This is a genomic window from Uliginosibacterium flavum, from assembly GCF_040566545.1.
Lineage (GTDB): Bacteria > Pseudomonadota > Gammaproteobacteria > Burkholderiales > Rhodocyclaceae > Uliginosibacterium > Uliginosibacterium flavum.
In genome coordinates this window covers 26,066-46,957 of the sequence record NZ_JBEWZI010000027.1, presented here as the reverse complement: position 1 = coordinate 46,957, position 20,892 = coordinate 26,066, and the positions used below count along the sequence as shown (strand labels likewise).

17 protein-coding genes are annotated in these 20,892 nt (G+C 55.9%); 7 read left to right on the top strand and 10 right to left on the bottom strand.

Annotated elements, in window-relative coordinates; all coding sequences use genetic code 11:
- Positions 1-332 precede the first annotated feature (332 nt).
- On the top strand, positions 333-1,181 hold the full coding sequence (gene bla, locus ABXR19_RS18040; RefSeq protein WP_354602547.1) for a class A beta-lactamase: 849 nt from the start codon (positions 333-335) through the stop codon (positions 1,179-1,181).
- A 327-nt stretch (positions 1,182-1,508) separates the two neighbouring features.
- Here the strand turns inward: bla and ABXR19_RS18035 are convergent, their stop codons facing one another.
- From ABXR19_RS18035 to ABXR19_RS18025, 3 genes are all read right to left on the bottom strand, one after another.
- Positions 1,509-2,003 carry a LexA family protein gene (locus ABXR19_RS18035; RefSeq protein ID WP_354602546.1) on the bottom strand — a complete coding sequence of 165 codons (495 nt, stop codon included), beginning with the start codon at positions 2,001-2,003 and terminating at the stop codon, positions 1,509-1,511.
- Positions 2,004-2,228: 225 nt separating this feature from the next.
- The gene (gene rpoH / locus ABXR19_RS18030) at positions 2,229-3,077 is read right to left on the bottom strand and encodes an RNA polymerase sigma factor RpoH (protein ID WP_354602545.1); all 849 of its coding nucleotides are present in this window, start codon (positions 3,075-3,077) and stop codon (positions 2,229-2,231) included.
- A gap of 475 nt (positions 3,078-3,552) precedes the next feature.
- Positions 3,553-6,960: an NACHT domain-containing protein gene (locus tag ABXR19_RS18025; protein WP_354602544.1), complete on the bottom strand. Its 3,408-nt coding sequence runs from the start codon at positions 6,958-6,960 to the stop codon at positions 3,553-3,555.
- 224 nt (positions 6,961-7,184) lie between these two features.
- Here ABXR19_RS18025 and ABXR19_RS18020 point away from each other — a divergent pair, with 224 nt between their 5' ends.
- Both ABXR19_RS18020 and ABXR19_RS18015 read left to right on the top strand, forming a co-directional pair.
- The gene (locus ABXR19_RS18020) at positions 7,185-7,589 is read left to right on the top strand and encodes a hypothetical protein (RefSeq protein ID WP_354602543.1); all 405 of its coding nucleotides are present in this window, start codon (positions 7,185-7,187) and stop codon (positions 7,587-7,589) included.
- Positions 7,590-7,593: 4 nt separating this feature from the next.
- Complete coding sequence (locus ABXR19_RS18015) at positions 7,594-8,874, top strand: TniQ family protein (RefSeq protein WP_354602542.1); 1,281 nt, start codon at positions 7,594-7,596, stop codon at positions 8,872-8,874.
- Between the two features lie 29 nt (positions 8,875-8,903).
- On the opposite strand, the gene ABXR19_RS18010 is transcribed toward ABXR19_RS18015, so the two are convergent.
- The 4 genes from ABXR19_RS18010 to ABXR19_RS17995 all read right to left on the bottom strand — a co-directional run bounded on the left by ABXR19_RS18010 (position 8,904) and on the right by ABXR19_RS17995 (position 13,891).
- Positions 8,904-10,193: an AAA family ATPase gene (locus ABXR19_RS18010; protein WP_354602541.1), complete on the bottom strand. Its 1,290-nt coding sequence runs from the start codon at positions 10,191-10,193 to the stop codon at positions 8,904-8,906.
- Positions 10,186-12,444 (bottom strand): TnsB C-terminal domain-containing protein, encoded by a 2,259-nt coding sequence (locus tag ABXR19_RS18005; RefSeq protein WP_354602540.1) that lies wholly within the window; start codon positions 12,442-12,444, stop codon positions 10,186-10,188. Before ABXR19_RS18005 ends, ABXR19_RS18010 begins: the two co-directional genes overlap by 8 nt.
- Positions 12,432-13,331: a TnsA endonuclease N-terminal domain-containing protein gene (locus ABXR19_RS18000; protein WP_354602539.1), complete on the bottom strand. Its 900-nt coding sequence runs from the start codon at positions 13,329-13,331 to the stop codon at positions 12,432-12,434. Before ABXR19_RS18000 ends, ABXR19_RS18005 begins: the two co-directional genes overlap by 13 nt.
- 302 nt (positions 13,332-13,633) lie before the next feature.
- Entirely contained in the window at positions 13,634-13,891 is a 258-nt protein-coding gene (locus tag ABXR19_RS17995) for a helix-turn-helix domain-containing protein (RefSeq protein ID WP_354602538.1), read from the bottom strand.
- A gap of 118 nt (positions 13,892-14,009) precedes the next feature.
- Between ABXR19_RS17995 and ABXR19_RS17990 the strand changes: the two genes are divergently transcribed.
- The 4 genes from ABXR19_RS17990 to ABXR19_RS17975 all read left to right on the top strand — a co-directional run bounded on the left by ABXR19_RS17990 (position 14,010) and on the right by ABXR19_RS17975 (position 17,440).
- Positions 14,010-14,717, top strand: a complete 708-nt coding sequence (locus ABXR19_RS17990; RefSeq protein WP_354602537.1) for a helix-turn-helix domain-containing protein — start codon at positions 14,010-14,012, stop codon at positions 14,715-14,717.
- Between the two features lie 21 nt (positions 14,718-14,738).
- On the top strand, positions 14,739-15,284 hold the full coding sequence (locus tag ABXR19_RS17985) for a hypothetical protein (protein ID WP_354602536.1): 546 nt from the start codon (positions 14,739-14,741) through the stop codon (positions 15,282-15,284).
- A gap of 90 nt (positions 15,285-15,374) precedes the next feature.
- Positions 15,375-15,830: a hypothetical protein gene (locus ABXR19_RS17980; protein ID WP_354602535.1), complete on the top strand. Its 456-nt coding sequence runs from the start codon at positions 15,375-15,377 to the stop codon at positions 15,828-15,830.
- 461 nt (positions 15,831-16,291) lie between these two features.
- Positions 16,292-17,440: a cytochrome P450 gene (locus ABXR19_RS17975; protein ID WP_354602534.1), complete on the top strand. Its 1,149-nt coding sequence runs from the start codon at positions 16,292-16,294 to the stop codon at positions 17,438-17,440.
- A gap of 177 nt (positions 17,441-17,617) precedes the next feature.
- On the opposite strand, the gene ABXR19_RS17970 is transcribed toward ABXR19_RS17975, so the two are convergent.
- The 3 genes from ABXR19_RS17970 to ABXR19_RS17960 all read right to left on the bottom strand — a co-directional run bounded on the left by ABXR19_RS17970 (position 17,618) and on the right by ABXR19_RS17960 (position 20,885).
- Positions 17,618-18,556, bottom strand: coding sequence for a sulfurtransferase (locus ABXR19_RS17970; RefSeq protein ID WP_354602533.1), 939 nt, complete (start codon positions 18,554-18,556; stop codon positions 17,618-17,620).
- A 59-nt stretch (positions 18,557-18,615) separates the two neighbouring features.
- Positions 18,616-19,548, bottom strand: coding sequence for a cysteine synthase A (cysK, locus tag ABXR19_RS17965; protein ID WP_354602532.1), 933 nt, complete (start codon positions 19,546-19,548; stop codon positions 18,616-18,618).
- A 149-nt stretch (positions 19,549-19,697) separates the two neighbouring features.
- Positions 19,698-20,885 carry a trans-sulfuration enzyme family protein gene (locus ABXR19_RS17960; RefSeq protein ID WP_354602531.1) on the bottom strand — a complete coding sequence of 396 codons (1,188 nt, stop codon included), beginning with the start codon at positions 20,883-20,885 and terminating at the stop codon, positions 19,698-19,700.
- Positions 20,886-20,892 lie beyond the last annotated feature (7 nt).

The following is a 20,892-nucleotide window of genomic DNA, read 5'->3' as shown; positions in this document are numbered from 1 at the left end:
TATGGCTGCAATCGACTCCGTGAGTCGTCATCAATGAAAAGATTGGCTTTGCAAACGGGGGCGTCCATGTATGCGCATCGCGCACGCGGATGCCACGTTCGTATCCGCTGGCCTTATTCAATCGGCCCCGTCGTGGGATGGGGTGTTGGGAATGGTGCGCAATGCGCACCCTACATATTGCATGCCTGAAGAGCCGCCCTCCGCTTGTCTGTGCGCGATGCCTGCCTGAAGAGATCCGCTGCATGCGGCTTTCAGCGGCTCCCGTTCGCAAGCTTGATGCCCGGAGGGTGCTGCGTGATACTCGGCCTTCAAGCCTTGAACGGATTTTCTGCATGAAAACCTATCGTCTGTGCGCGCTGCTGCTGGGCTTGCTCATTCCGGCTGCGCAGGCCGCTCCGCTGGATGAAATTGCCCTGCGGCAGCAAGCTCGTCTGGGTGGGCGCATCGGTCTTGCCGTACTGGATACCGCGAGCGGCGAGGTGCTGGCGGTGAATGGGGCGCAGCAGTTTCTGATGATGAGCACCTTCAAGACGCTGGCCTGCGCGACGCTGCTGGCGGAGGCCGATGCGGGCCGGCTGCGGCTGGACGCGCCGGTGGTGATTCGTCAGGCTGAGCTGGTGACGTATTCGCCGGTGACGGAGAAGTTTGTCGGCAAGCCTTTCACGCTGCAGCAGGCGTGCGAGGCAACGATGCTGACGAGCGACAATTCGGCGGCCAATCTGGTGTTGCAGGGTATCGGCGGGCCGGCGGCTGTGACGCGGTTTGTGCGGGGTCTGGGTGATGAGGTGACGCGGCTGGATCGCCTCGAACCGGATCTCAATTCGGCGTTGATGGATGATCCGCGTGACACGAGTAGTCCGGTGGCGATGGTGCGCACGCTGCAGACACTGATCTTTGGCGATGCGCTCAAGCCGGATTCGCGTGCGCAGCTGAAGCAGTGGATGCAGGCTAACCAGGTGGCGGGCAGCCTGTTCCGCTCGGTGTTGCCAGCGGGGTGGTCCATTGCGGATCGCACGGGAGCCGGGGGCAATGGCTCGCGGGGGATCACTGCGATCCTGTGGCCGAAAGACCGTGCGCCGCTGGTGGTGAGTGTCTACCTCACGCAGACCGGGGCGGATCTGAACGCGCTGAATCGGAGCATCGCGGAGATCGGTCGAGAGATTTTTGCGCTGTACCCGTAGCTGGGGCTTCACAAGGCGCTTCTGCCAAAGTTTTGATCATCTCCGGTGGCCCCGTGATCCACTGAAAACCCGCATCTGGCGGACTTCTTTAGCCTCGCAACGGGCACATCGCGCACGCGCAAGCCACGCTCATATCTGCCGGCCTCGTTCAATCAGCCCCGGCCGTGGGATGGGTGTGTTGGGAATGGTGCGCAATGCGCACCCTACATATGCCTGCCTGAAGACGCGCGTCCTGCCTTGTTCTGCGGCATGCCTGCCTGAAGATGTCCGCTGCGAGCGGCTCTTGAGGCGGCTCATCTTTCGGCCACAAAATTCATTTCGCGCGGCTCAAGCCCAGAAGCGCTTGAAGCTCCCGACCACCACGCCCCAGATCGTCAGCTCGCTGCCGTCTTCGAGTTGAAGTTCGGCGATGTCGGGATGCTCGGCAAACAGGGAGGTCTTGCGGCCGCGATGATGGAGGCGGCGGATCAGGCGTTCGCCGTTGACGAGGGCTAGCACGATGTGGCCGTGGGCGGGCTGGATGCGCTTGTCGACGATCAGCATGTCGCCTTCGAGGATGCCGGCGCCGCTCATGCTGTCGTCGCGCGCCTGGAAGCAGAAGCTGTGTTCGTCGTGGCGCACGAGGTAGTCATGCACGTCGAGGCGGCTGCTTTCGTCGTCGGTGATCGCAGGCGGCACTTCTGCCGAGCGGCCTGCCACCAGCAGTGGCCGGCTGCGCGTGGATTGGCGCCGGGTGCGTCGGATCTCCGGGAAAGACTCCGGCGGCGCGGAGGGCGAGGCGCCGACGATGCTGACGAAGGGAAGCGGGATCTGGTCGGACATGGCGCGCTTGTGCTGTAAATATATACAGTATCTGGGCGCTGATCTTTGCTGTCAAGCGTACTGCGGCAAGGAGCGATGTGCACTTGAGTGGCGCTTGTCTGGCACGGGGTTCTGAGGCCTGAGGAAGGGCATGTTGTGGCAACACGCAGAGTCTTTTTGACGAGTCTGATAATAAAAACGCCCGGTCTCCTCGCGGAGCCGGGCGTTTTTTTACAGACGAATCAATCAGGCGCTGAGCAACAGTTTCATCTTCTGCATGGCCTTGGCTTCGATCTGACGGATGCGTTCGGCGGAGACGCCGTATTCGGCAGCCAGTTCGTGCAGGGTGGCGGCATTGTCTTCGACCAGCCAGCGGCGCTGGACGATGGCGCGGCTGCGCTCATCCAGACTGGCCAGGGCGCCTTTGAGGCCTTCGTCGGCGAGACGCTCGTTCTGCGCGGTGGCCAGCACTTCGACCGGTTCGGCGGACTCATCTGCCAACCAGTCAATCGGCGACATGCGTTCGTCGTCGTCATCCGAGCCGCGGTCAATCGCCACATCGCCGCCGGAGAAGCGGGTTTCCATTTCGATGACTTCTTCAGGCTTCACATTGAGCTTGGCGGCGATGCCACGCACGTCTTCGGGCGACAACGTGGCGGTGCTCGGGCGCAGGCTGCGCAGGTTGAAGAAGAGCTTGCGTTGGGCCTTGGTGGTGGCGATCTTCACCAGACGCCAGTTCTTGAGGATGTATTCGTGGATCTCGGCCTTGATCCAGTGCATGGCAAAAGACACCAGACGCACGCCACGATCCGGGTCGAAACGTTTCACCGCCTTCATCAGGCCGATGTTGCCTTCCTGGATCAGGTCGGCATGCGGCAGGCCGTAGCCGAGGTAGTTGCGGGCAATTGACACGACCAGACGCAGGTGCGAGAGCACCAGCTGGCGGGCGGCATCCAGATCGTTTTCGTCGCTCAGCCGGTGGGCGAGCGCCTGCTCCTGCTCCTCGGTGAGAAGCGGATAACGATTGACGGCCTGCACGTACTGGTCGATGTTGCCCAGTGCGTTGGGGACGGGGAAAGCCAAGGCTTGTGTCATTGATTGAACTCCATGCAAGGGCGGAAATCTCTCCGCTCGCCCCGATTTTAGCACTCGTTGTGCGAGAGTGCTAACAGCCAGAAAATAGCGAAATTTTTGGTATTTGTTCCAGACAATTAAAGTCGAAAACGCGTCATTAAAGTCGAAAACTCAAGTCAGCCCCGCAAAGGCCCCTCAAAGGATTGCGGGGCCTTACTTTTTGGAGATCCGAAGAGAGGGTTTGTATTTGCACCAGACTGGCGCATTAAAGTCGAAAACCAAGCTTGAAAGCCTTGTGCAGAGCCGAATTAAGGGCAACCGCGTCTTGTTGAAATGTGCGTCACTTCGGCTAGTAATCGGCCTAAGCGGACGGTGATGACCTCGGTCTAGAACAGCCGTTCCCAGTCAGTAGCCGACAATCGGGACCGTCGGCTCTTCGGAATGAGTACCGTAGCTGCGGGTCACTACTTGATTGGCTGCGCAGCAGAGCCTGGGACTAGAAGTTGGGGGGGCACGGTGACGACGTCGCCAGGTAGTCACGCAACTGAAAGGCCAAGGACGATCCGGCATCTACGAGCCCGTCCAGCACGTCAAGGGTGGCTTGCCTGAGGGTTACGTCGCGAAGAAGCGCCCGGCGATGCTCGTGCACCGCCGCTTGGCATACAGTCTCAGCATCCCAAAGGCTGCTTCCGTCATTGAACAAGTCAGCCGGCGCCTTGGCTATCGCTTCCCTCAGTTGCCCCATCGCGGAAGGCACCGCCGTTGCCCTGCCAACCCCAGCCATCAGGGCTAAAAGATGTTCAAGGGCATGCCAGCCGCCTCCTACTGCAACCAGGCAGTCGGCCACGAAGCGTGGGCGGCTTCGTAGTAGTGGCAAGTCGTGGCAGGTCTCCGGTTGCGCCTTCGCTTCGATGAGGAGCCTTTCCTCCAGCGACATGAGTGCACAGTTCAACAAGTAGCAGGATGCGGAGTGACCGCGATAGGCTGTCCAAAGCCACCTGTCGTGAATGTGGGCCCTACCGTTCGGGCTTTGCTCCGGAGGAAGTAATGTGACCTCCTCCGGATGCGACTTCGCAAAGCACGTAGCTGCATGGTTGCATAGCTCGACGACGTAGCGCACGCTCTTTGCGAAGGAATAGAGCAAGAGCAATCGGAAGGGCCCTTGCAACACAGACGGAGGGAAGAACGCATGCGTCACCCTCTGGCTGAGGCCCATGGCTGCCTCCCAGCCATCCATGCCGAAGTGATGTTCTGTTTGGGGCCCGGGTTCGGTATAAAGGGCCCAGAACGCCGCGCGCACCAAATCTGCGTTGAAGTAGACGGGCTCTCTGCAATGCTTGACGTTGGTGAGGAACTCCAAGCGCTCTTCTGCGTAGACGTCGCGGTCTTCTCGGTCCTCGGAGACCCGCTTCACAAGTGCGTCGATGAACACCTTGAACTTGGTGGGGTCAGCTCCGGAGCAGCGGCACAGGAGTTCGTAGAATCGCTTGCCAACTGACTTCTCTCGGTACCACGTGTCGTTGTCTCGCCAGCAATAGTGCTCAGCCATGCTGAAGACGTCAGCAACGCGCGGGCTGGGCTTATACCAGGCGTCATCGTGCGCAACAGCATCCTCAGCGAGCTGGACAACCCATGAATGAGCTTGCGGCGACAGGAATGGGAATGCCCTCGCGACCAGTCCGATCATCACGTCCCATGCCTTGCCTACCGGTGCGGCCATCCCGAATCGGGCTACAAGTTCCTTCTTGGCCGGGTCGGCTGCCAGGTGCGAATAGTCGATGGAAGTCGGACCCTTGCAAGCAACCCTCAGCAGGTGGCTCAGGCGCTGAAGCAAAGCGACGCTGCTGAAGGCGCCATTGCTCCCAAGTCTTGTGACCAGCTCCTCGACACGCTCTGAGCGCAGCAGACCGATGGCTATCTCGTCGCGCCACAGCTGCGCGATCGTCGAGTCGGGCCGCAGAGCTGCCTCCAAGAGCGCGTAGGCGTCATCGTCGCCTTCGGCCGACCTCTGTGCTGTCCATGAGCGCAGTGCTCGTCGCATGCCCGCATGCGAACCTAGCTTTGTGAACAACGCTGGCCAGTTGCGCTCCGCGGAGCGCACCTCGCGCTCCACTCTGAAGAAGAGTGACCAATCTTCCAGCACGTCATGTGCCGGGGACACTCGGGCGGCATCGTCTGAGGCGAGCACTCCGTCCTGTAAAAGCGCCGCAACCGCTTCAGCGTCTACAGGTGCCTCAACGAACTGGGCGAAGCGCTCGGTGCGCAGGTAGCAGACTTCATCGAAGGCGGTTTGCCTCCTTGTACGCAAGGCGGCCGAGAGGCACTTGTTGGGTGCAACGCGCTCTGTCCACAGCGCGCGCCTGAGGTCGTTGCCTGAAGCGCTGGGGAGCGCTACTCCCCCAGAGGCGTACTTAAAAGCAAGCTGCAGGTAGTACGGTGTTCGAAGAACCTCTTTGACCCCAGCGTCTTTGGCAACAATTTCCTCGAGTGCGCTGCCGGCGACGGCGGCGGCGATCTCCGCATCCGTCAGGACGGGTACGTCAACGACCTGACTGGAGAAGCTGTAGAGGAAGTTTGTGCACAGGCCGTTGAGCGCATAGGACCGAGTCGTGATGCAGAGCCTCGAGGACTTGTTTTTGAAGACAAGTGCGAGCAACTCTTCAATCGCACCCGGGTTCTGCGCTTCGAGAGCCTTCTCCAGCGAGTCGATGACGACGGTGGGTGCTCCTGTGCGCAGCAGGGTGTCAATGCCCAGCACCGGGTCTTGGAGCCCGTTGAGGGACTGAACTGCTGCCAGACTCGGCACGTCGAGTTCATCACCCCGAAAAAAGAACAGCGGGCCTGACTCCCGCAGCAAAAGGGCAAGCTCCGAGACAACAGCGGACTTGCCTGCGCCAGGGCCGCCAGTGATGATGACAAGCTGGCGTTCGTCGAGAGCTGCCAATACACGGTCGACATATTCCCCTCGGGGGATATGGGCGCCGTTGGGCAGAGCTGTCGCGAAAAGGGATAGCTGAAGCAAGGCACGCTGAGTCAAGCGTTCGGCGATGCTGCCCAGCCCGCGCGATGCCGTCAATCGACTGACGGCCTCTTGCAATCCCTTCTTGGCTGTCTGTGCCCACGTTGAGTGAGTCACGGTAGCTACGGCAATGCCTTGCTCCTGAACATAGGAGAACAGACCGTCCCATACCAGCTGTCCAGAGTCGCCTGGCTGGCCTGAAGACAGGAGTGCTTGGACGAGACTGAGCTCCTGCGAGGAGTCGGTGCCTAGGTCGTGAATGTCGACACGAAGACGCTGGAGCAGTTGGAAGACGAGCTCCTCCGTGTACTTTTCGGCCAAGGTGTCCTTCGAGATCGTCTTGAATGCTTCCCAGGTGGCCTTGTGCTTCTTGTCGAAGAGCCTGGAGTCAACCTTCTGCAGGTAGTCCGCAAGGTCTACCGACGCACGAGCAAGCTCACACAGCCGCTTTGCAGCTTGATTGGTAGCCGACGTGGACGCGATGGTTGCAAGCACCAGCACGTCGCAAGCGCGGTCAAAGGGGCTGTTCCCGATTCCGAGGAAGTCACGCCAAGCGCCCTGCAGACCGTCGATGAAGTCCGCGTCTCCCGCTGTGGCGTTCAGACCTCGCTTGCACTGGATGAGCTGCAACCACGTGCCCTCCGCGTCCGTGAGTCGACAGTAAATATCGTCGGCGTGGGCGTTCTTGTAGCGCGCCTCAAAGCGCAGCTCCTCGACTCGAGCGCCGTGCAAGCAAAAGGCCGTCGGCAACCCAGTTAGCATATTGGACAGATAGAGAGTCCCAACTCGAGCCTGAAAGATGCCGCCACCGCCGCCCGTGGCAACAGTGCTCATCACTTGGGTGCCCTGGAGCGGGTCGCGTGAAGTGGCTTCAGTCTCGTTCATCTGCTTAGGATCTCACCGCTGACTGGCGGCAGTTAAAGAAAGCATAAAGGATTAGCAGGCAGCTTCGCGGAGTCTGGACCGATGCAGGCCGCGCCGCGACGACGATACCGGTCCAGTCTATCTGGTGAAGGCGATCAAGGGTGCTTAGCCGCACAAAACTTGCTCTGCATCCCCCCCTCTTCGGGAGTCATTTCGGATGGTGGTCGTGTGCCCCCTGATCCGCGATGCCGTATTTGCTTGTATGTATATATGTAAAAAACTATACTTTATACATGCAATCAGCCTCCCTGCATTCCCGCGCCCAACGCGCCGCATCGATTTTTCAGACGCTGGGCATCACCCAGACCGAGATCGCAACCAGCCTTGGCGCAAGCCAGGGACAGGTCAGCCGCATTTTGCGCGGCCACAACCTGCGGGCCTCGAGGCTGTTCGAGGAAGTATGTTTGCTTGCCGAACGCCATAGTCAGGGCGTGACCGCCGAAGCTGTCTGTCAGAACAGTGAATTGATCGAAGCCTTGCGCGAGACCTGGGATGGCACCTCCATCCATGCGCGAGCGCTGGCTACTGTTATCCGCTCTTTGTCATCGTTGTCATCGCCCGTGCCGTCCACTCTGGATCGAAAGGAATAAGCTCATGCTCAGTCGCCTTGCTGTGTTGCCTGACGAGATGGATCGTGGGTTTCTGGGGAGGGTGATGCGTTTCAATGGACTACCGGACAAGCAAGGAACGCTGCAAGCGTTGCGGGTCTGGGCTGGTTTGCCTGCGGATGGAGGCGAGGGGCTGAGAACGGGCACTGTGGCCTTGCTGAGCCAGCTGACTGAAATGCCGCTAGATGAGTTCGTTGCCCAGCACACCACGCTGCCTTGGCGTCGCGCAATCACTCCGCACAAAACGCATATCGATCATGGCGGCGACCAAAGCGAATCGATCGTGTCGATCAGTGGACTTCGGCTGGCGCGCGATGCGGCGTATTTCTGCTTGGACTGTGTGGCCGAGGATCAAGCCAAGCATGGCTTTAGCTACTGGCGCCGATCACATCAACTGCCTGGTTGCCAAGTGTGTGCCCAACATCACACGGCCCTTGTCAGGGTGGAGGATCCGTGGGGCTTTCTGAAGTCGCCCGCGTCGTTCATCCGTGCGGAGAGTGCTGAATCAGAGGCCACGGAGAATTGGGGGTCGCACTTACTGGTTCTGCGCTTCAATGCCATTGCGCAGGCTTTGATGGCTAGAGCTCTGCCCGTCAGCACCTCTGTCTTGCGCCAGCTTCTGCACCAGAAGGGGCAGGAAAAGAACCTGCAGGTTTGCGGGGGTGAAGTGAAGCGTCCTTTGCTGAGCGATCTTGTCCTTCGCTCATTTCCGCACGAATGGCTGAAAGAGGTTTTCCCGGTTGTGCTCGCCAAGCGCAAGGGTGAATTGCTGAGTAAGCTGGATGGGGTGTTTTATTTTGCAAATGGCGCGTCGACGGTTGAGGCGTCATTTCTGGCGATGGCCGTGCTCTTCGACTCGGCAGACGAGGCGCTGCAAGCCCTTGAGCGCTACAAGGCACGCCCTGTAATACGAAGCTCACGCAGTGCCAGCGAAGCGCCGGCAGCAGAAGAGCTTATCTCCGCCTATATCGAAACGTCAGGCCGATACTCGGCAGTAGCGACTCGATGCGGAACAAGCATATTTATGGTCTCGAAACGGTTGGCAGCATTGGGCTTGCCCAATTTTTCTAGAGGCAGGCAAGCGTCAGGGCTGCTCGCGGCGGCCAATGCATTTTATGTAAATCAGCGCGGCCTCATAGAATCCGCTGCAATCGGGGCCGTCGGTGTGGTTGAGTTGGAAGCGTTGGTGCGAAGTGCCGGTCCGGCATTTGTCCACGCACTGCGGGCAATCGCGGCAAAGGAAGAAAACGCTTCGCTGGCTGCGTGAGGACAGCCAGCGAATCTGTAAGGCAGTGGTCAGGCCGGCTGAGCGACCGCTTCCCATACGTCGAAATTGTCAGGCCAAAGGTCTTCAAATCGTTCTATCAGGCGAGGATCTCCTGAATTTAGCGCTGCGATCGCTGGCATGGCGGGTGCCAGAAAAGAGGACGCTGCCTGATCAAAATCCTGAAGGCGCAACGTGTCATCGTTCCGTTCAAAAGCAGTGCGATGAGCTGCGATCCAAAGTGCAATGAGCATCCGGGGTATTCCGGCGGTAAGGCGCATCAGCGTTCGCACGAGTTCGTCATTCGCCTCGATTGGATTTGCGACGTACTGGAAGCGGATGAGGTGCGGGAAAAAGACCTCAGTGAACTCCTTGTCCGTCGCCGAAAAACACTTGAAGGCGTGGTGCCCGATCGTCGAGATACGTTGCCCCGTCGAACTGCGACTTTGTAGTGCCCGGATGCCGTCGGGTGTGCCCGAGAGACAAAGCGCCATCCCCCACTCATTGGCCACGGACAGAATCCACTTCAGCGCATGGTCTTCGACGATGGGCAATCCCGCCCACGGATTCGATACACCACGTTTTCCGGAGGTGGAAGTCTGCCGCTTTCGGCGCTGCTCAAGGGTTAGCAGTTTGAACAAATTCTGGATCTCATCCAGGTGCAGAAGACCCAAAAAGTGGCTGCATGCAACTTGCCTCCATTCATCCAGCATTTTGTGGCCTGATTGACGCTCTCGAGCCAGCGTCGCATCAAAGCGATTTTCCAATCCGCCCCCTGCTGCGCGCACGGCATTCTGCCAGCCTTCCATCAGCGCTCGTGCGAGATCTATTGTTCGCCCACTGGGCGGAACACAGATCGAGAGCCATGCGACCTGCCAGTGCTCAGTCTTCATCTTGGGGAAGGTTTCATGCCGGATAAGTTGCTGAGGGTAACTTCTAAGAATCCGTGTAACCGCTTCGGTTTTGCCCGTGCCGGAATTACCGACCAAGGACACCGCGCCTGCAGGTAGGCTAAAGGCCGGCTGAACCAAAGGCTCGCGGCAGAGTTTTGACCATGTGCCGGGCTCAGTTGGATTGCGCTGGTGATAGCTTTGCCGAATTGCGACATCCAGGCTTTCTGCCACCCGTAATTCTTCCCTGCGAGGCAGGTGTAAATGGCGCAGCATCATGAGCCAGTGAAGGCGCACGGAGTAGGGAACGCTAGCGATGTTGGGCGGACAAGAAGGCAGATGGCATAGCCGCCTTCCCATGTCTTGCCGATTTGGGATGGGACCCAAGCCATCGATGAGCAGGTTGTCGCCATAAGGGCTGAGATCACTCATTCCAATGCTCCTTGTTCATTTCTGCCGAGAGCTGTGCCATGAAGGCAAGGTGATCATCCAGACCGTTATCGGGCAGATTTTCTTTGGGCGGGATTTCGACAGAGGAAAGCGCAACCCCTTGGGACGGGAAAAGCTCCACGTCACGCGCGACCGTAATCGAAGGGCGAGAGCCTCGCGCGGCGGCGTCGGCTTCACGCGTTAGGTCGATGGCATTGTCGCGCAGCTGTTTGCGCTGATTTTCAGACTGGACTCTGAGCAAATTCCTGAGGTGTTCGTTCTCACCCCGGCGCTGATCCTGGTAGCGAAGCACGTCCAGATGATCGAAAAGCGTTGCATCCCGTGGCGCGATGGCAGTGTCCTGAAGACTCAGCTCCAGCATTCCGACTGGCGTGGCGTTCGGCGTCCAAATTTTAGACACCCCAGAGGGGTGGTAGTTGGTCTGAATATTCCAGCCGCCCGACGGCGAGCGCGCGATTGTGCTCCATTGCTCTTCAAGCCCGCTTGGCCATCCATAATCGAGGCCGGCGCGGTAGATACCATTGCGTGTAACGCGGGCCCTGTCGTGAGGGAGTAAGTCTGCTGTGAGCGATGCCTGGGTGAATGCCCGTTGTGTTCCGATTCCCATGGAATGGCCAAAGCGCCAGAGACCGGCTGGACTACCAAATACGCCACAAGCCTTCATGGTGGCGTCAAGCCGATGCTCTCTGTTTGCGGTCAGGTTGTAATTAGAAAACACGACATAGAGATACTCGACAAATTCGGGCAAGGTCATGACAGACCGACCGGGTCGGTACTGACGCAACTCTAGCTCCTTGCGCCGTTTGTCGATCGCGCCGGGAATGGCCTGAATGTTGTCCTTGCCGATGCGGTGCAGAACCTCCACGACACCGTGCCAGTCAGGACGGTATGGTGGTGTAAAGGATTCATCCGGCACATGCATACCGAAGACTCGTCCGGCCTTGGATCGGTATTCCCCGTTATCCATCCACAGGGAGGCCGGCAAGGTTGGAAGGGGATCGAGCGCCAGCGATACCGTGAACCCGAAGAGATCTCCCAAAAGCGCCGGAGGCGCGACGCAGTTGAAGAGCGCAACCTTTGCGACATTCCATGAAGGATTCTGAAGACAGACATGAAAACCAACCACCGCTGTCGACCACGCATCTACAACTGCGTAAACAACAGGCCTGCCGACAATCCACGAGCGTTCGATGGTTGAACGTAGATAGATGTCTCCGACAGTGCTGTCGATACACCAAGTGTGGCCAGGGCCTGGGATTTGCTTCCACATTTTCCCGCGCAAGCCCCGCAGATTGCGGTTGAAGTGTCCCTTGGTTGTTTTCTGCTGAAGCTCGGTCAACCGAGGGATTTCATTTTTAATTACGCGCTGGATTTGCCGGCGATTGGGGTAGCTTCCCATCGGCATTTCGATTGCAGCGGGCTTTCCATCGACAAATTTGAACTGCGTCACAAATGACGACGCGAGGATTCTGTCGACTCGCTCAGGCATTTTCATTTTGAGCTTGGATAGCTTCGCATCAGCCGCCATGATCTTGTTGCGCCAATCCTCTGTCATGCCAGGCTGTTCGCAGGGCGGATCTTCTCCGTGTTGTCTAGCCATGCGTTCCAACGCCGTTTTTCTGCCTGACTTTTTGCGGATGCCAGGAACACACGGCCGCTTTACGCCGCGCGCTCCGCAATTGAAGCGACGGTCACGAAGGCTGCGCTCGGAAAATCCAAAGCGGCACAGTAAAGAAGGAATCTTGTAGGCAAGCGCCTTGCTGCACCCCGCTGCTATTGCGCCAGTAATCAGGGAAGCAAAGCTTCCACTCACCAAAAGTTCTTCCCTAAGGGTGCCGTAGCTTAGGAACGGGGCCGCTATTTGGCATCGCCGTTCGTATTCAGTTTTTCGTTTTGGGGTGAAAGGCAGCACGAAATATCCAGCTTCGAGTTCAGCATCGACCCTCAGCAGTAGATGCTGCGCATCGAGCTTCTCCAGTTCGGCTCGATCGAACCAAGTCGGCGTCGTCATGGTGGGAAGTGGTGATTTTTTACGGCGTAGCTGATTGCCTTGGTTATGCACCTTGCGCCGGCGCCCACCCCGAGGTGAAGGCGACGGGGAGTCTTCTGTTCGGTCGATGATTTCGATCAGAACGGTTTTTCCTTTGGCAGGCTCATCAAGGAGAACGCGGTAGAGAGTGTCGCGCGGCTCACCAATGATTTTGATGAGCGCGTTATGGGCTAGTTGGTCCATGCGCACCTCCCTGCGACGACTGGGTTCTGGAGCCAGAAATCTCGTGGCCCCATCAGCCTCAAACGATCGCTCGGCCGCCAGCCCGTGAGGAGTTGCATCGGAAGTCTGCCAGTCCATACCGCGCGCCAGAACGCGTCCTGAGCCAGGCCAAGACTGCCTAGCTTGTCGGCCAGCCGATGCAGGGTGGTGTGAATTGGGTGCCCTTCAAGTGCGCGCCCCTGCTCCATTGCGTAGTGAAGGTGCTGTTGCGTCGGTGATGAGATGAGCCCCCAGTGCCAGGTTCGGACTAGGTTGTCGATGACGTATGGGTTTGCGAGTGTTTCGGTGATGAGCAGCCATTGAACGCCCCGTGCCATCCAGTAAGCACGCTCGATTGCCAAGAGTTGCCGCTTTCGTTTCGACAAAATGTCATTGTTGTATTTGCAACACAGAGCAATAGCTATGAGGCGGCCATCAGTTGCTCGGATCGCCAGGAGCTGATCCGTGCTCATGATCCAAGGCGTCTTTCTGCCATCACCCGTGATGGAGGGATGGCGGATCGACAGATCCTTTGCGATTTGCAGCGTGCCCGGATAGATTTTCCAGTGCGAAGCCGCGCCATAGGCGGCAAGTTCATGCACAGAGGGCTCGAGCGACAACGGAAACTGTTCACGTAAATCGACAAGCCGGAGGTTCATCCACGCGAAGAGCGCAGTATTGCGCTCAAGATCGCTCAGGAAGTCATGGGGGCGGCCGCATACAGTCATGATGTGGGAGCGGCCATCGCTGGTCGGATCTCCGCGCGTGATTTTGTGCCAGCCCGAGTAGTCCTCGAAAATTCCCAGCCCGCGCCCTTCTCGGGAAAAGCGTTCCAGTACCGCCGGCGTGAACCGTTTCGTGGTGCGCATAGCGTCAATCTCCTTTTTGCCAGGGTGAGCGAAGTCCTCGCTCGCCACGTGGCGTTCGAAAAAGCGAAAAAAGGGGATTGACGGGCTGCGAATGCAGCCCTAGACTGAACCTGTGTAGTAGTTCAAGTCCGGGTCAATCCCCGGCAAAATGAAGAGCGCACGGTCTGCCAACCGTGCGTTTTTTTTCGTCAAAATTTTGGCTGTGTATTGGCTCCTTGTGAGAATTTGTTCTTGGTGGTGATTCTGTGCACTGCAGACGCCGCGTCGAGCAATGTGCGAGCAACAACTTTCGCGCGAAGTGGCTAAGCAGTCGTAGGCGGCGGAACGTCAGCTTCAGCTTTCGGTCGTCTGGCTCGCGGCCTAAATTCATAGCGACCAGGCCAAAGCGTTTGCACTGACTCCTTAAGGATTTGGGCGATCTCTACCGCAACGCCGTAACAGGTCACTCGGTTATGAATGACGTTGTTCACAACGCCTTGGCTGACGCCTAATTCTCGTGCCAGAGCCGCCTGGGTCTTGCCTGCGCGGCGAAGCCGGTAGTTGATTTCTACTGCGTCCATTCAAGCCTTCTTTCAACACATGTTGCAATCTGCAATGCAGTGAATATACTCATCACTAAGCGATATGCGCTCTCTTTTGAGATGCAATGTATCCTATAGCGACTTTAATGGTAGCCCCATGAAAACTTCTGAACAAGATTTCTCTGTCAATTCCAATGAGGTGCCCCACGAAACTGAAGCATCCGCACTGGATGCGTTGGGGGAGCGTCTTGGACTCATGCTGATGGGCCTGCAGGTATCTCAAGCCGAGATTGCTCATCGACTTGGGATGTCATCGGGATTTGTGAGCGATGTGGTGCGGGGACAAAAGAAGCCTGGCAGTGAATTTCTTTTTGGTTTGCGCACTCATTTCGGTGTGTCGATCGATTGGTTACTGACCGGCGAGGGGGCAATGCTGGGAAGCAGCGGCATTGATCTCGACTTGCTCCGGACGATTGAGCTGTATCTCGCACTAGCGCGCACAGCTATCGTGGGTCGGGATGTAACTGCCAAGGCTTTGCTGATCCTTATCCGAGACGACAGGTTTGAAAGCGCAAAAGCGGACGCTGACATCGTCGCGTTCCTGGAAGGCTTATCCCCTTCGGTGGATGACATGCGAACAGCTACTGTGCTCTATAACAGCCAAACCGAAACCAATGCGCCTCATGCTGCCCGAAGTAACCTGATTGCAGCTGCTATCGCCCATTACGAATCGCAAAAGCAGGTTGACGCCATGTCGGTATTTTCGAATAAGCGCACAACCCACGTCCAAATCAATATCGGACAGACCATTCATGCCCCGATGAATGTGCGCAAACAAGCGAAAAAATTACTCAGGAAATTTTGACTTTAAAAAAGGAGAACTGCGATGCAGAAAAATGATGATCAGCGCGTTAAACAAAAGAACCGTGCCAAGAAAGTACTCGCTCCAATGGGGAATTTGAAGTACGTGGAGTCTTCACCACGTTCAGTAGACTTGTTACTACTGAATATGGAAGACGACGAGCTCAATGACGAGGCCGTCCGAAAGGAGCGATTATTTGCCGCGAGGTTCTGGCCTGGTGCAACGTTGCCTGTCAGGCAGCAGGTGATTGAGCTGATAGCCAAGACAGAAGGAAAACTTACTGACCATGGCATACGAATTCTACGTAAATCAAGCTGTCTGATAGATCGCGACAATGTAGTAAAAATCACGCTTGGCAAAAAGACATTGTTTGCAACACAGGCACTGATGTGTGTAGTTACTTTAATTTGTGCGATGATGATGTTTGCGTTCGCAATTTTTTCGCCGAACCTAATCAAACAAGGGGCCGGACAAGTTGCGATGCTTGTTCTTTGGCTCGGAGTAGCAATACCTGCTTATTTATATGTGCATCGCCCTTGGCGAATTTTGAAGGATGCAGGTTTGGTTTAACCAAGTCTTTCTGCACGGAATACAAGCAACCGGATTCATCTCTGAAAAGCATTGCAGGCTCAGGTTGGCGGCCAATTGGCAAGGAGGCGTATGCATAGACAGGCTCATATTCTTCACCCGGATGGGCGTTCGATGCCTTTTTCAGAAAATCTTGTGACATATCTTGTGAATCGCACAAATCCTGCAAGACAGTTTTGTACCGGCGAATGGATTGCGACTTTAGATAACGATGCCCTTACCCGACTGTCGGTGCTCACTGACGAGTTTACCTTGCAGAGCGCAGCTCCACATCACGACGACATCATTTTATGTGCAATCCAAGCGCACATAGCCGAGAGTGGATCCACATTCCCTGTGGATGATGCAGAGATGGCTTTTGAGCTTGTCGCTAAACTTGCCATTCTGATTGCTCTCGAGTCCTTGGTCCGCCATAAGTGGATTGAGCTCGACGGACGAACAAGTTTAGAGGGGATGAACAAATTGTGCGTAAGAATCACTGAACTGGGAAAGGCGCATGAGCGCGACTTGAAATTTCCGCTTCATTGACTCTTAAATCATGCGTAGCCCTCATGTTTCTTCAAAAAGTAGAGCCTTGTTGAGCATAAAACTATATGCGCCCAAGATAGTCCCGGGCGGCCTATTATTGCGTCACGGAGGTCATTGAGCTCATGTGGCGCCAATGTCAGCAATGGTCGACGATGATTCGGTCAAAGTAGTAGAGCCTGTCGTTCCCTCTACCTGTTCGAACCTTAGCGCCCGGAAAGCGGCCTTTGCTGACGTTCGACGGACGTCTCGGCGCCATCCGCTCTAGGGAGAAAGCGGCCCTTGGATGCGTCCACGAAAGCCGGGGCGATTCAGCCTGATCAATAATTGTCAGCGACTCAACCGATGGTAGCTCGACGGTCGGACAAGGGCGGGTGAGTGAGTTCACCAGATGAGGATATGGTCGTTAGACCGAGATACAGCTAAGCTGCGCATGCAAGCTGAGGCATCAAGAGGAGATTAGAATGACCGATCACATGCCTGACGATCTGTCTGCCGCTGGCAGAGACATTAGGGCTTTCACCGAAGAATTGCGCCCCCTGCACGGCGTGGTGCGTAACGACCATGGCGAATGGGTACTACTGCGGCACGAACTGGTCGTGCAGGCAGCGCTAAGCGATGATCGGTTTTCGAGCGCGGTGTCGAGTCATCTCCAGATTCCAAACGGCATGGACTCGACCGAGCACACGGCTTACCGAGCAGCCCTGGATTGCTTCCTCACCCCGGAGGCGCTCGCCCCCTTCCGTGAGAGATTTCGTCAGGTGGCTGCCGATTTGATCGCGTCGCTGCCGAGGGGCGTTGCCGTCGATGCGGTGTCCCAATTGGGAACAAGGTTTGCCGTCCGAGCGCAAAGCGCGTGGCTGGGCTGGCCGACTGATCTCGAAGATCGCCTCGTGGACTGGGTTGCCGAGAACCATGCCGCAACGCGCTCGGGCGACAGCGCCTGGACGCGGCGAGTGGCTGAGTTATTCGATGACCTAATCCTGTCCGTGCTTAATCCACGACGCGAGAAGCGCGAAGATGACGCTGACGATGTCACCGCTCAGCTCATGCGGACCAAAGTGAACGGCCGGCTCCTGACCGAGGCGGAGATCGTTTCGGTCCTGCGGAATTGGACGGGCGGAGACCTCGGCTCGGTCGCGCAATGTGTCGGCGTGCTGGTTCATTACTTGGCGAAGCATTCCACAGTGCAAGATCACCTGCGTTCCGGCGTACCTGACGCCGAGCTCGATGCCATCATTAACGAGATCCTTCGCATCGACGACCCGTTCGTATCCAATCGCCGCGTAACGACCTGCCCTGTCACGATCGGAGGCGTGGCACTGCCCGCAGGGGCACGCGTGAAACTGAACTGGACGTCCGCAAACCGAGACGAAGCAGTCTTCTGTGAACCAGACGCCATGGATCCGGAGCGCAACGCCGATCAAAACCTAGTGTACGGCATCGGAAGGCACGCGTGCCCCGGACGGACGCTGGCGACGCTAGAAATGCGGATCGTGGTACAAGAACTCCTCGCCGCAACTTCGTCAGTTGCTCTTGATCCACAGCAACCGGCGGAACGGGCCACGTCTCCAATCGGAGGATGGGCCAAGGTGGCCGTCTTGGTATCCTAACCCCACTTTTTTCGGCGAGGGCGCCCGCACAAACGTAAGTGCAGAAAGACCGAACAGCACAATTGCTATTCGGTCTTTTTCATCCTTGAACTTTTGTTGATATACGAATGGCAAAAACACGTTGCTGTTGAACCAAACATTCATTGGAAGTCCCCCGGCAAAGCCGGGGGGGGGTATTTAAAATTCTATTGGCATAAACTGCCGAGCATTCCTCGCCTGTTCATCCCCTTGGCACGTAGGACGTGAAGGATCCTTGATCCACTCAGACCACGATCCAGCATAGAGGGCCGCTTCGACTCCCAAAGAATGCAGTGCCGCTACATTGTAAGCAGCACCACCTCCGGAGCCACAATAGGTCGCAATCGGACGATTCAAATTAATACCCAATTCATCGAGTTGATGTCGCAACGATTCTGCCGATTTAAGCCTCCCCTCAGGCGTTTGCAAACTTGCGACCGGAAGACTGGAAGCCCCTGGAATGTGTCCAGTTGTCGTCTGTCCAGCCTGTCCCGTATAAGCCTCATACGTGCGTGCATCTAAAAGTTGTCCCGCTTGAGGCCATGTCACCACCTGAGTAGCATCAATCTCGACAAGCCCTCCAGCAATCAGTCTCACACTTCCACGTTTAGATAGCCCTGCTTCCCGGGTAGTTGGTAGCCCGGCAGCGCGCCATGCTTTGTAACCTCCGTCAAGAATGTGGACGCAACGTACGCCAGCCCAGCGTAAGACCCACCACAGACGTGCAGCTTGAGCCCCGTGGCCTTCATCATAGACAACGACAACACTGTCGGTATTGATGCCCCAGCGACTCACGTCGATTTGCAATTGCTTGATGCTTGGAAGCGGAAGACGGCCCGTTTTGGGGCCTGCCTTGCTGGCAGCCTCTAGATTAATGTCTACATGCACCGCACCGGGTAATCGATCAGCCAACTTCAACGCATTTGCGTCCCCATTTGTAGTATCAAAACGCGTGTCGAGCACAACGATAGAGCGTGACGCCAGAAGCCAAGCGTCCAAAGTAAATGCATCAATGAAAGGGTTGTAAAATTTTTCTTGGTAAGATTCCAACACTTTAAGACTCCATTTTAATTTATCAACGAGATAAAGTCTCTGCACGATAAATCAATAATTAAACTATACAGACGACTACTTTTAAACCTGGAGGCATAAGTTTGTCATTCCGATAAATCAGAAAAAAGAGCCGTACTCAGATAACGCTCCCCAGACGATGGGATAATTACGACAATCAATTTATCGGCATTTTCGGGGCGTTTGGCCACTTCTATAGCAGACCACATCGCTGCGCCAGATGAAATTCCAACCAATATACCCTCCTCACGAGCCATACGGCGAGCAAAGGCAAAAGCATCTTGGTCTTTTACGCGAATGACTTCATCGTAAATTTTTGTATTGAGAACCTCTGGAACAAACCCGGTACCAATACCTTGAATCTGATGCGGCCCCTTGATGCCGCCAGATAATACTGGGGATGCGTCTGGTTCGACTGCAATGACCTGAAATGACGGTCGGCGTGCCTTAATTACCTCGCCGATGCCAGTAATTGTGCCGCCGGTGCCGACGCCAGAGATTAGAATGTCAATTTTTCCGTCAGTGTCGTGCCAAATTTCTTGGGCCGTTGTTTGGCGGTGTATTTCAGGGTTGGCAGGATTGCTGAATTGTTGAAGCAGCAGATAGCGAGAGTCCGAAGCAGCAATCTCCTCTGCTTTTTTGATTGAGCCACTGATGCCATCCGGGCCAGGAGTAAGAATTAGATCTGCACCAAATGCGCGCAGCAATATGCGACGTTCTTTACTCATCGTATCCGGCATGACCAACACGATTTTGTGGCCCCGAACAGCAGCAGCCATTGCCAGCGCAATTCCCGTATTGCCACTGGTTGGCTCAATAAATATGGTTTCAGAATTAACCAGACCAGCCTTTTCTGCAGCCGCAATCATCGACTCGCCGATCCGATCCTTCACACTGTGCGCAGGGTTAAAGAACTCAAGCTTTGCTACAACCGTGGCACTTAATCCTAAGGTCAGTCTATTGATACGGACCAGCGGAGTGTGACCTATCAGTTCAATAACACTATTGGCAATTTTCATTATGAATTTCCTATCGAGTCGGCAAGGAACAACGGCGTTCTAACTATTGGTTGATATCTATCATCTGCGCATGCTCTCGCAATTTTTAGGCGCTGAAGGATCCCAGTTCTCAGCATAATTTAATGCAAACCCCTCTGAATGCATAGAAATCAGATATTCGCCAAGGCCTGATTCAGATCCGCAATCAGGTCTTCGGGGTCTTCGAGTCCAACGGAAAGACGAAGCATGGAATCCGAAATACCTCGTCGCGAACGTTCTTTTTTTGTTAAATCATGATGGGATGTTGTGGAGGGCTGAGTAACAAGGCTCTCCACCCCCCCCAAACTCGGCGCCAACGTAAAAATATTCAAATTGTCGGCAACGATACTGGCAGCATTGCCATCTCCCTTTATTTCGATAGTTAGCATTCCGCCAAAACCATGCATTTGGCTTCTGGCAAGTTCAAACGAAGGGAAGGTGAGAAGCCCAGGATAAAAAACGCGTGAAACACGCGGATGTCGTTCCATTGCTTCAGCGATAAGTTGTGCTGTGGCGTTATGCTGCCGCATTCGCACAACCAGAGTGCGCAAACTTCTAGACAGTAAAGTTGCGGTTTCTGGATCAATCGTCGAACCCAAGTTTTTGCGCCAATTCCAAACTGGCTCCAATAAATCTTTTGCCCCTAGAAGTACGCCCGCAGTAAGATCGCTATGTCCTCCCAAGTACTTGGTCGCACTATGCACAACAAAATCCGCTCCAAGCTCCAAAGGTCGTTGATTAACAGGCGAAGAAAAAGTGCTGTCGACAGCAACCATCGCACCGTAAGAATGTGCCTTTGCAACAATAGCTCTGATATCAAAAATATCTAACGTTGGGTTTGTCGGAGTTTCAAAGAACACAAGCTTTACGCCGCCGTTTAGGATTTCATCAAGCTTGTCGATTTCTGTACCTAAAATAAGATTTGTCTGAATCCCCAGCAGAGGTAGTTGGGATGACAAGAGCTCTAGCGTTCCACCATACGCGTCGCCAAGACAGACGATTCCATTACGTCCATGGCTAAGAAACAACGCGGCTTCCGCCGCCATACCTGAACAGAACGCAAAAGCGGTTTCAGCACTTTCTAAACTGGCTAATTTCTCTTCTAAAGATGTGATGCTGGGGTTGGAACCATAGCGCGTATAGAGACTCCCAACTTTCTTGCCATCAACAACCTCGAGCAAATTTGCCGTTGAATCAAACGCAAAGGTGGTGGTGTTATATATGGGAACATGAGGGCTACCATGTGCATCTCTGCATGCTGGCGTGTGAATAGCACGCGTAGCGAAGGCTTTAGAAAAATCATCGTTAAATTTTGACATGCTCACC

Bases quoted from the DNA above. Each gene is read 5' to 3' on its own strand.
- bla (WP_354602547.1), top strand. From the start codon at position 333: ATGAAAACCTATCGTCTGTGCGCGCTGCTGCTGGGCTTGCTCATTCCG.
- ABXR19_RS18035 (WP_354602546.1), bottom strand. From the start codon at position 2,003: ATGTCCGACCAGATCCCGCTTCCCTTCGTCAGCATCGTCGGCGCCTCG.
- rpoH (WP_354602545.1), bottom strand. From the start codon at position 3,077: ATGACACAAGCCTTGGCTTTCCCCGTCCCCAACGCACTGGGCAACATC.
- ABXR19_RS18025 (WP_354602544.1), bottom strand. From the start codon at position 6,960: ATGAACGAGACTGAAGCCACTTCACGCGACCCGCTCCAGGGCACCCAA.
- ABXR19_RS18020 (WP_354602543.1), top strand. From the start codon at position 7,185: ATGCCGTATTTGCTTGTATGTATATATGTAAAAAACTATACTTTATAC.
- ABXR19_RS18015 (WP_354602542.1), top strand. From the start codon at position 7,594: ATGCTCAGTCGCCTTGCTGTGTTGCCTGACGAGATGGATCGTGGGTTT.
- ABXR19_RS18010 (WP_354602541.1), bottom strand. From the start codon at position 10,193: ATGAGTGATCTCAGCCCTTATGGCGACAACCTGCTCATCGATGGCTTG.
- ABXR19_RS18005 (WP_354602540.1), bottom strand. From the start codon at position 12,444: ATGGACCAACTAGCCCATAACGCGCTCATCAAAATCATTGGTGAGCCG.
- ABXR19_RS18000 (WP_354602539.1), bottom strand. From the start codon at position 13,331: ATGCGCACCACGAAACGGTTCACGCCGGCGGTACTGGAACGCTTTTCC.
- ABXR19_RS17995 (WP_354602538.1), bottom strand. From the start codon at position 13,891: ATGGACGCAGTAGAAATCAACTACCGGCTTCGCCGCGCAGGCAAGACC.
- ABXR19_RS17990 (WP_354602537.1), top strand. From the start codon at position 14,010: ATGAAAACTTCTGAACAAGATTTCTCTGTCAATTCCAATGAGGTGCCC.
- ABXR19_RS17985 (WP_354602536.1), top strand. From the start codon at position 14,739: ATGCAGAAAAATGATGATCAGCGCGTTAAACAAAAGAACCGTGCCAAG.
- ABXR19_RS17980 (WP_354602535.1), top strand. From the start codon at position 15,375: ATGCATAGACAGGCTCATATTCTTCACCCGGATGGGCGTTCGATGCCT.
- ABXR19_RS17975 (WP_354602534.1), top strand. From the start codon at position 16,292: ATGACCGATCACATGCCTGACGATCTGTCTGCCGCTGGCAGAGACATT.
- cysK (WP_354602532.1), bottom strand. From the start codon at position 19,548: ATGAAAATTGCCAATAGTGTTATTGAACTGATAGGTCACACTCCGCTG.
- ABXR19_RS17960 (WP_354602531.1), bottom strand. From the start codon at position 20,885: ATGTCAAAATTTAACGATGATTTTTCTAAAGCCTTCGCTACGCGTGCT.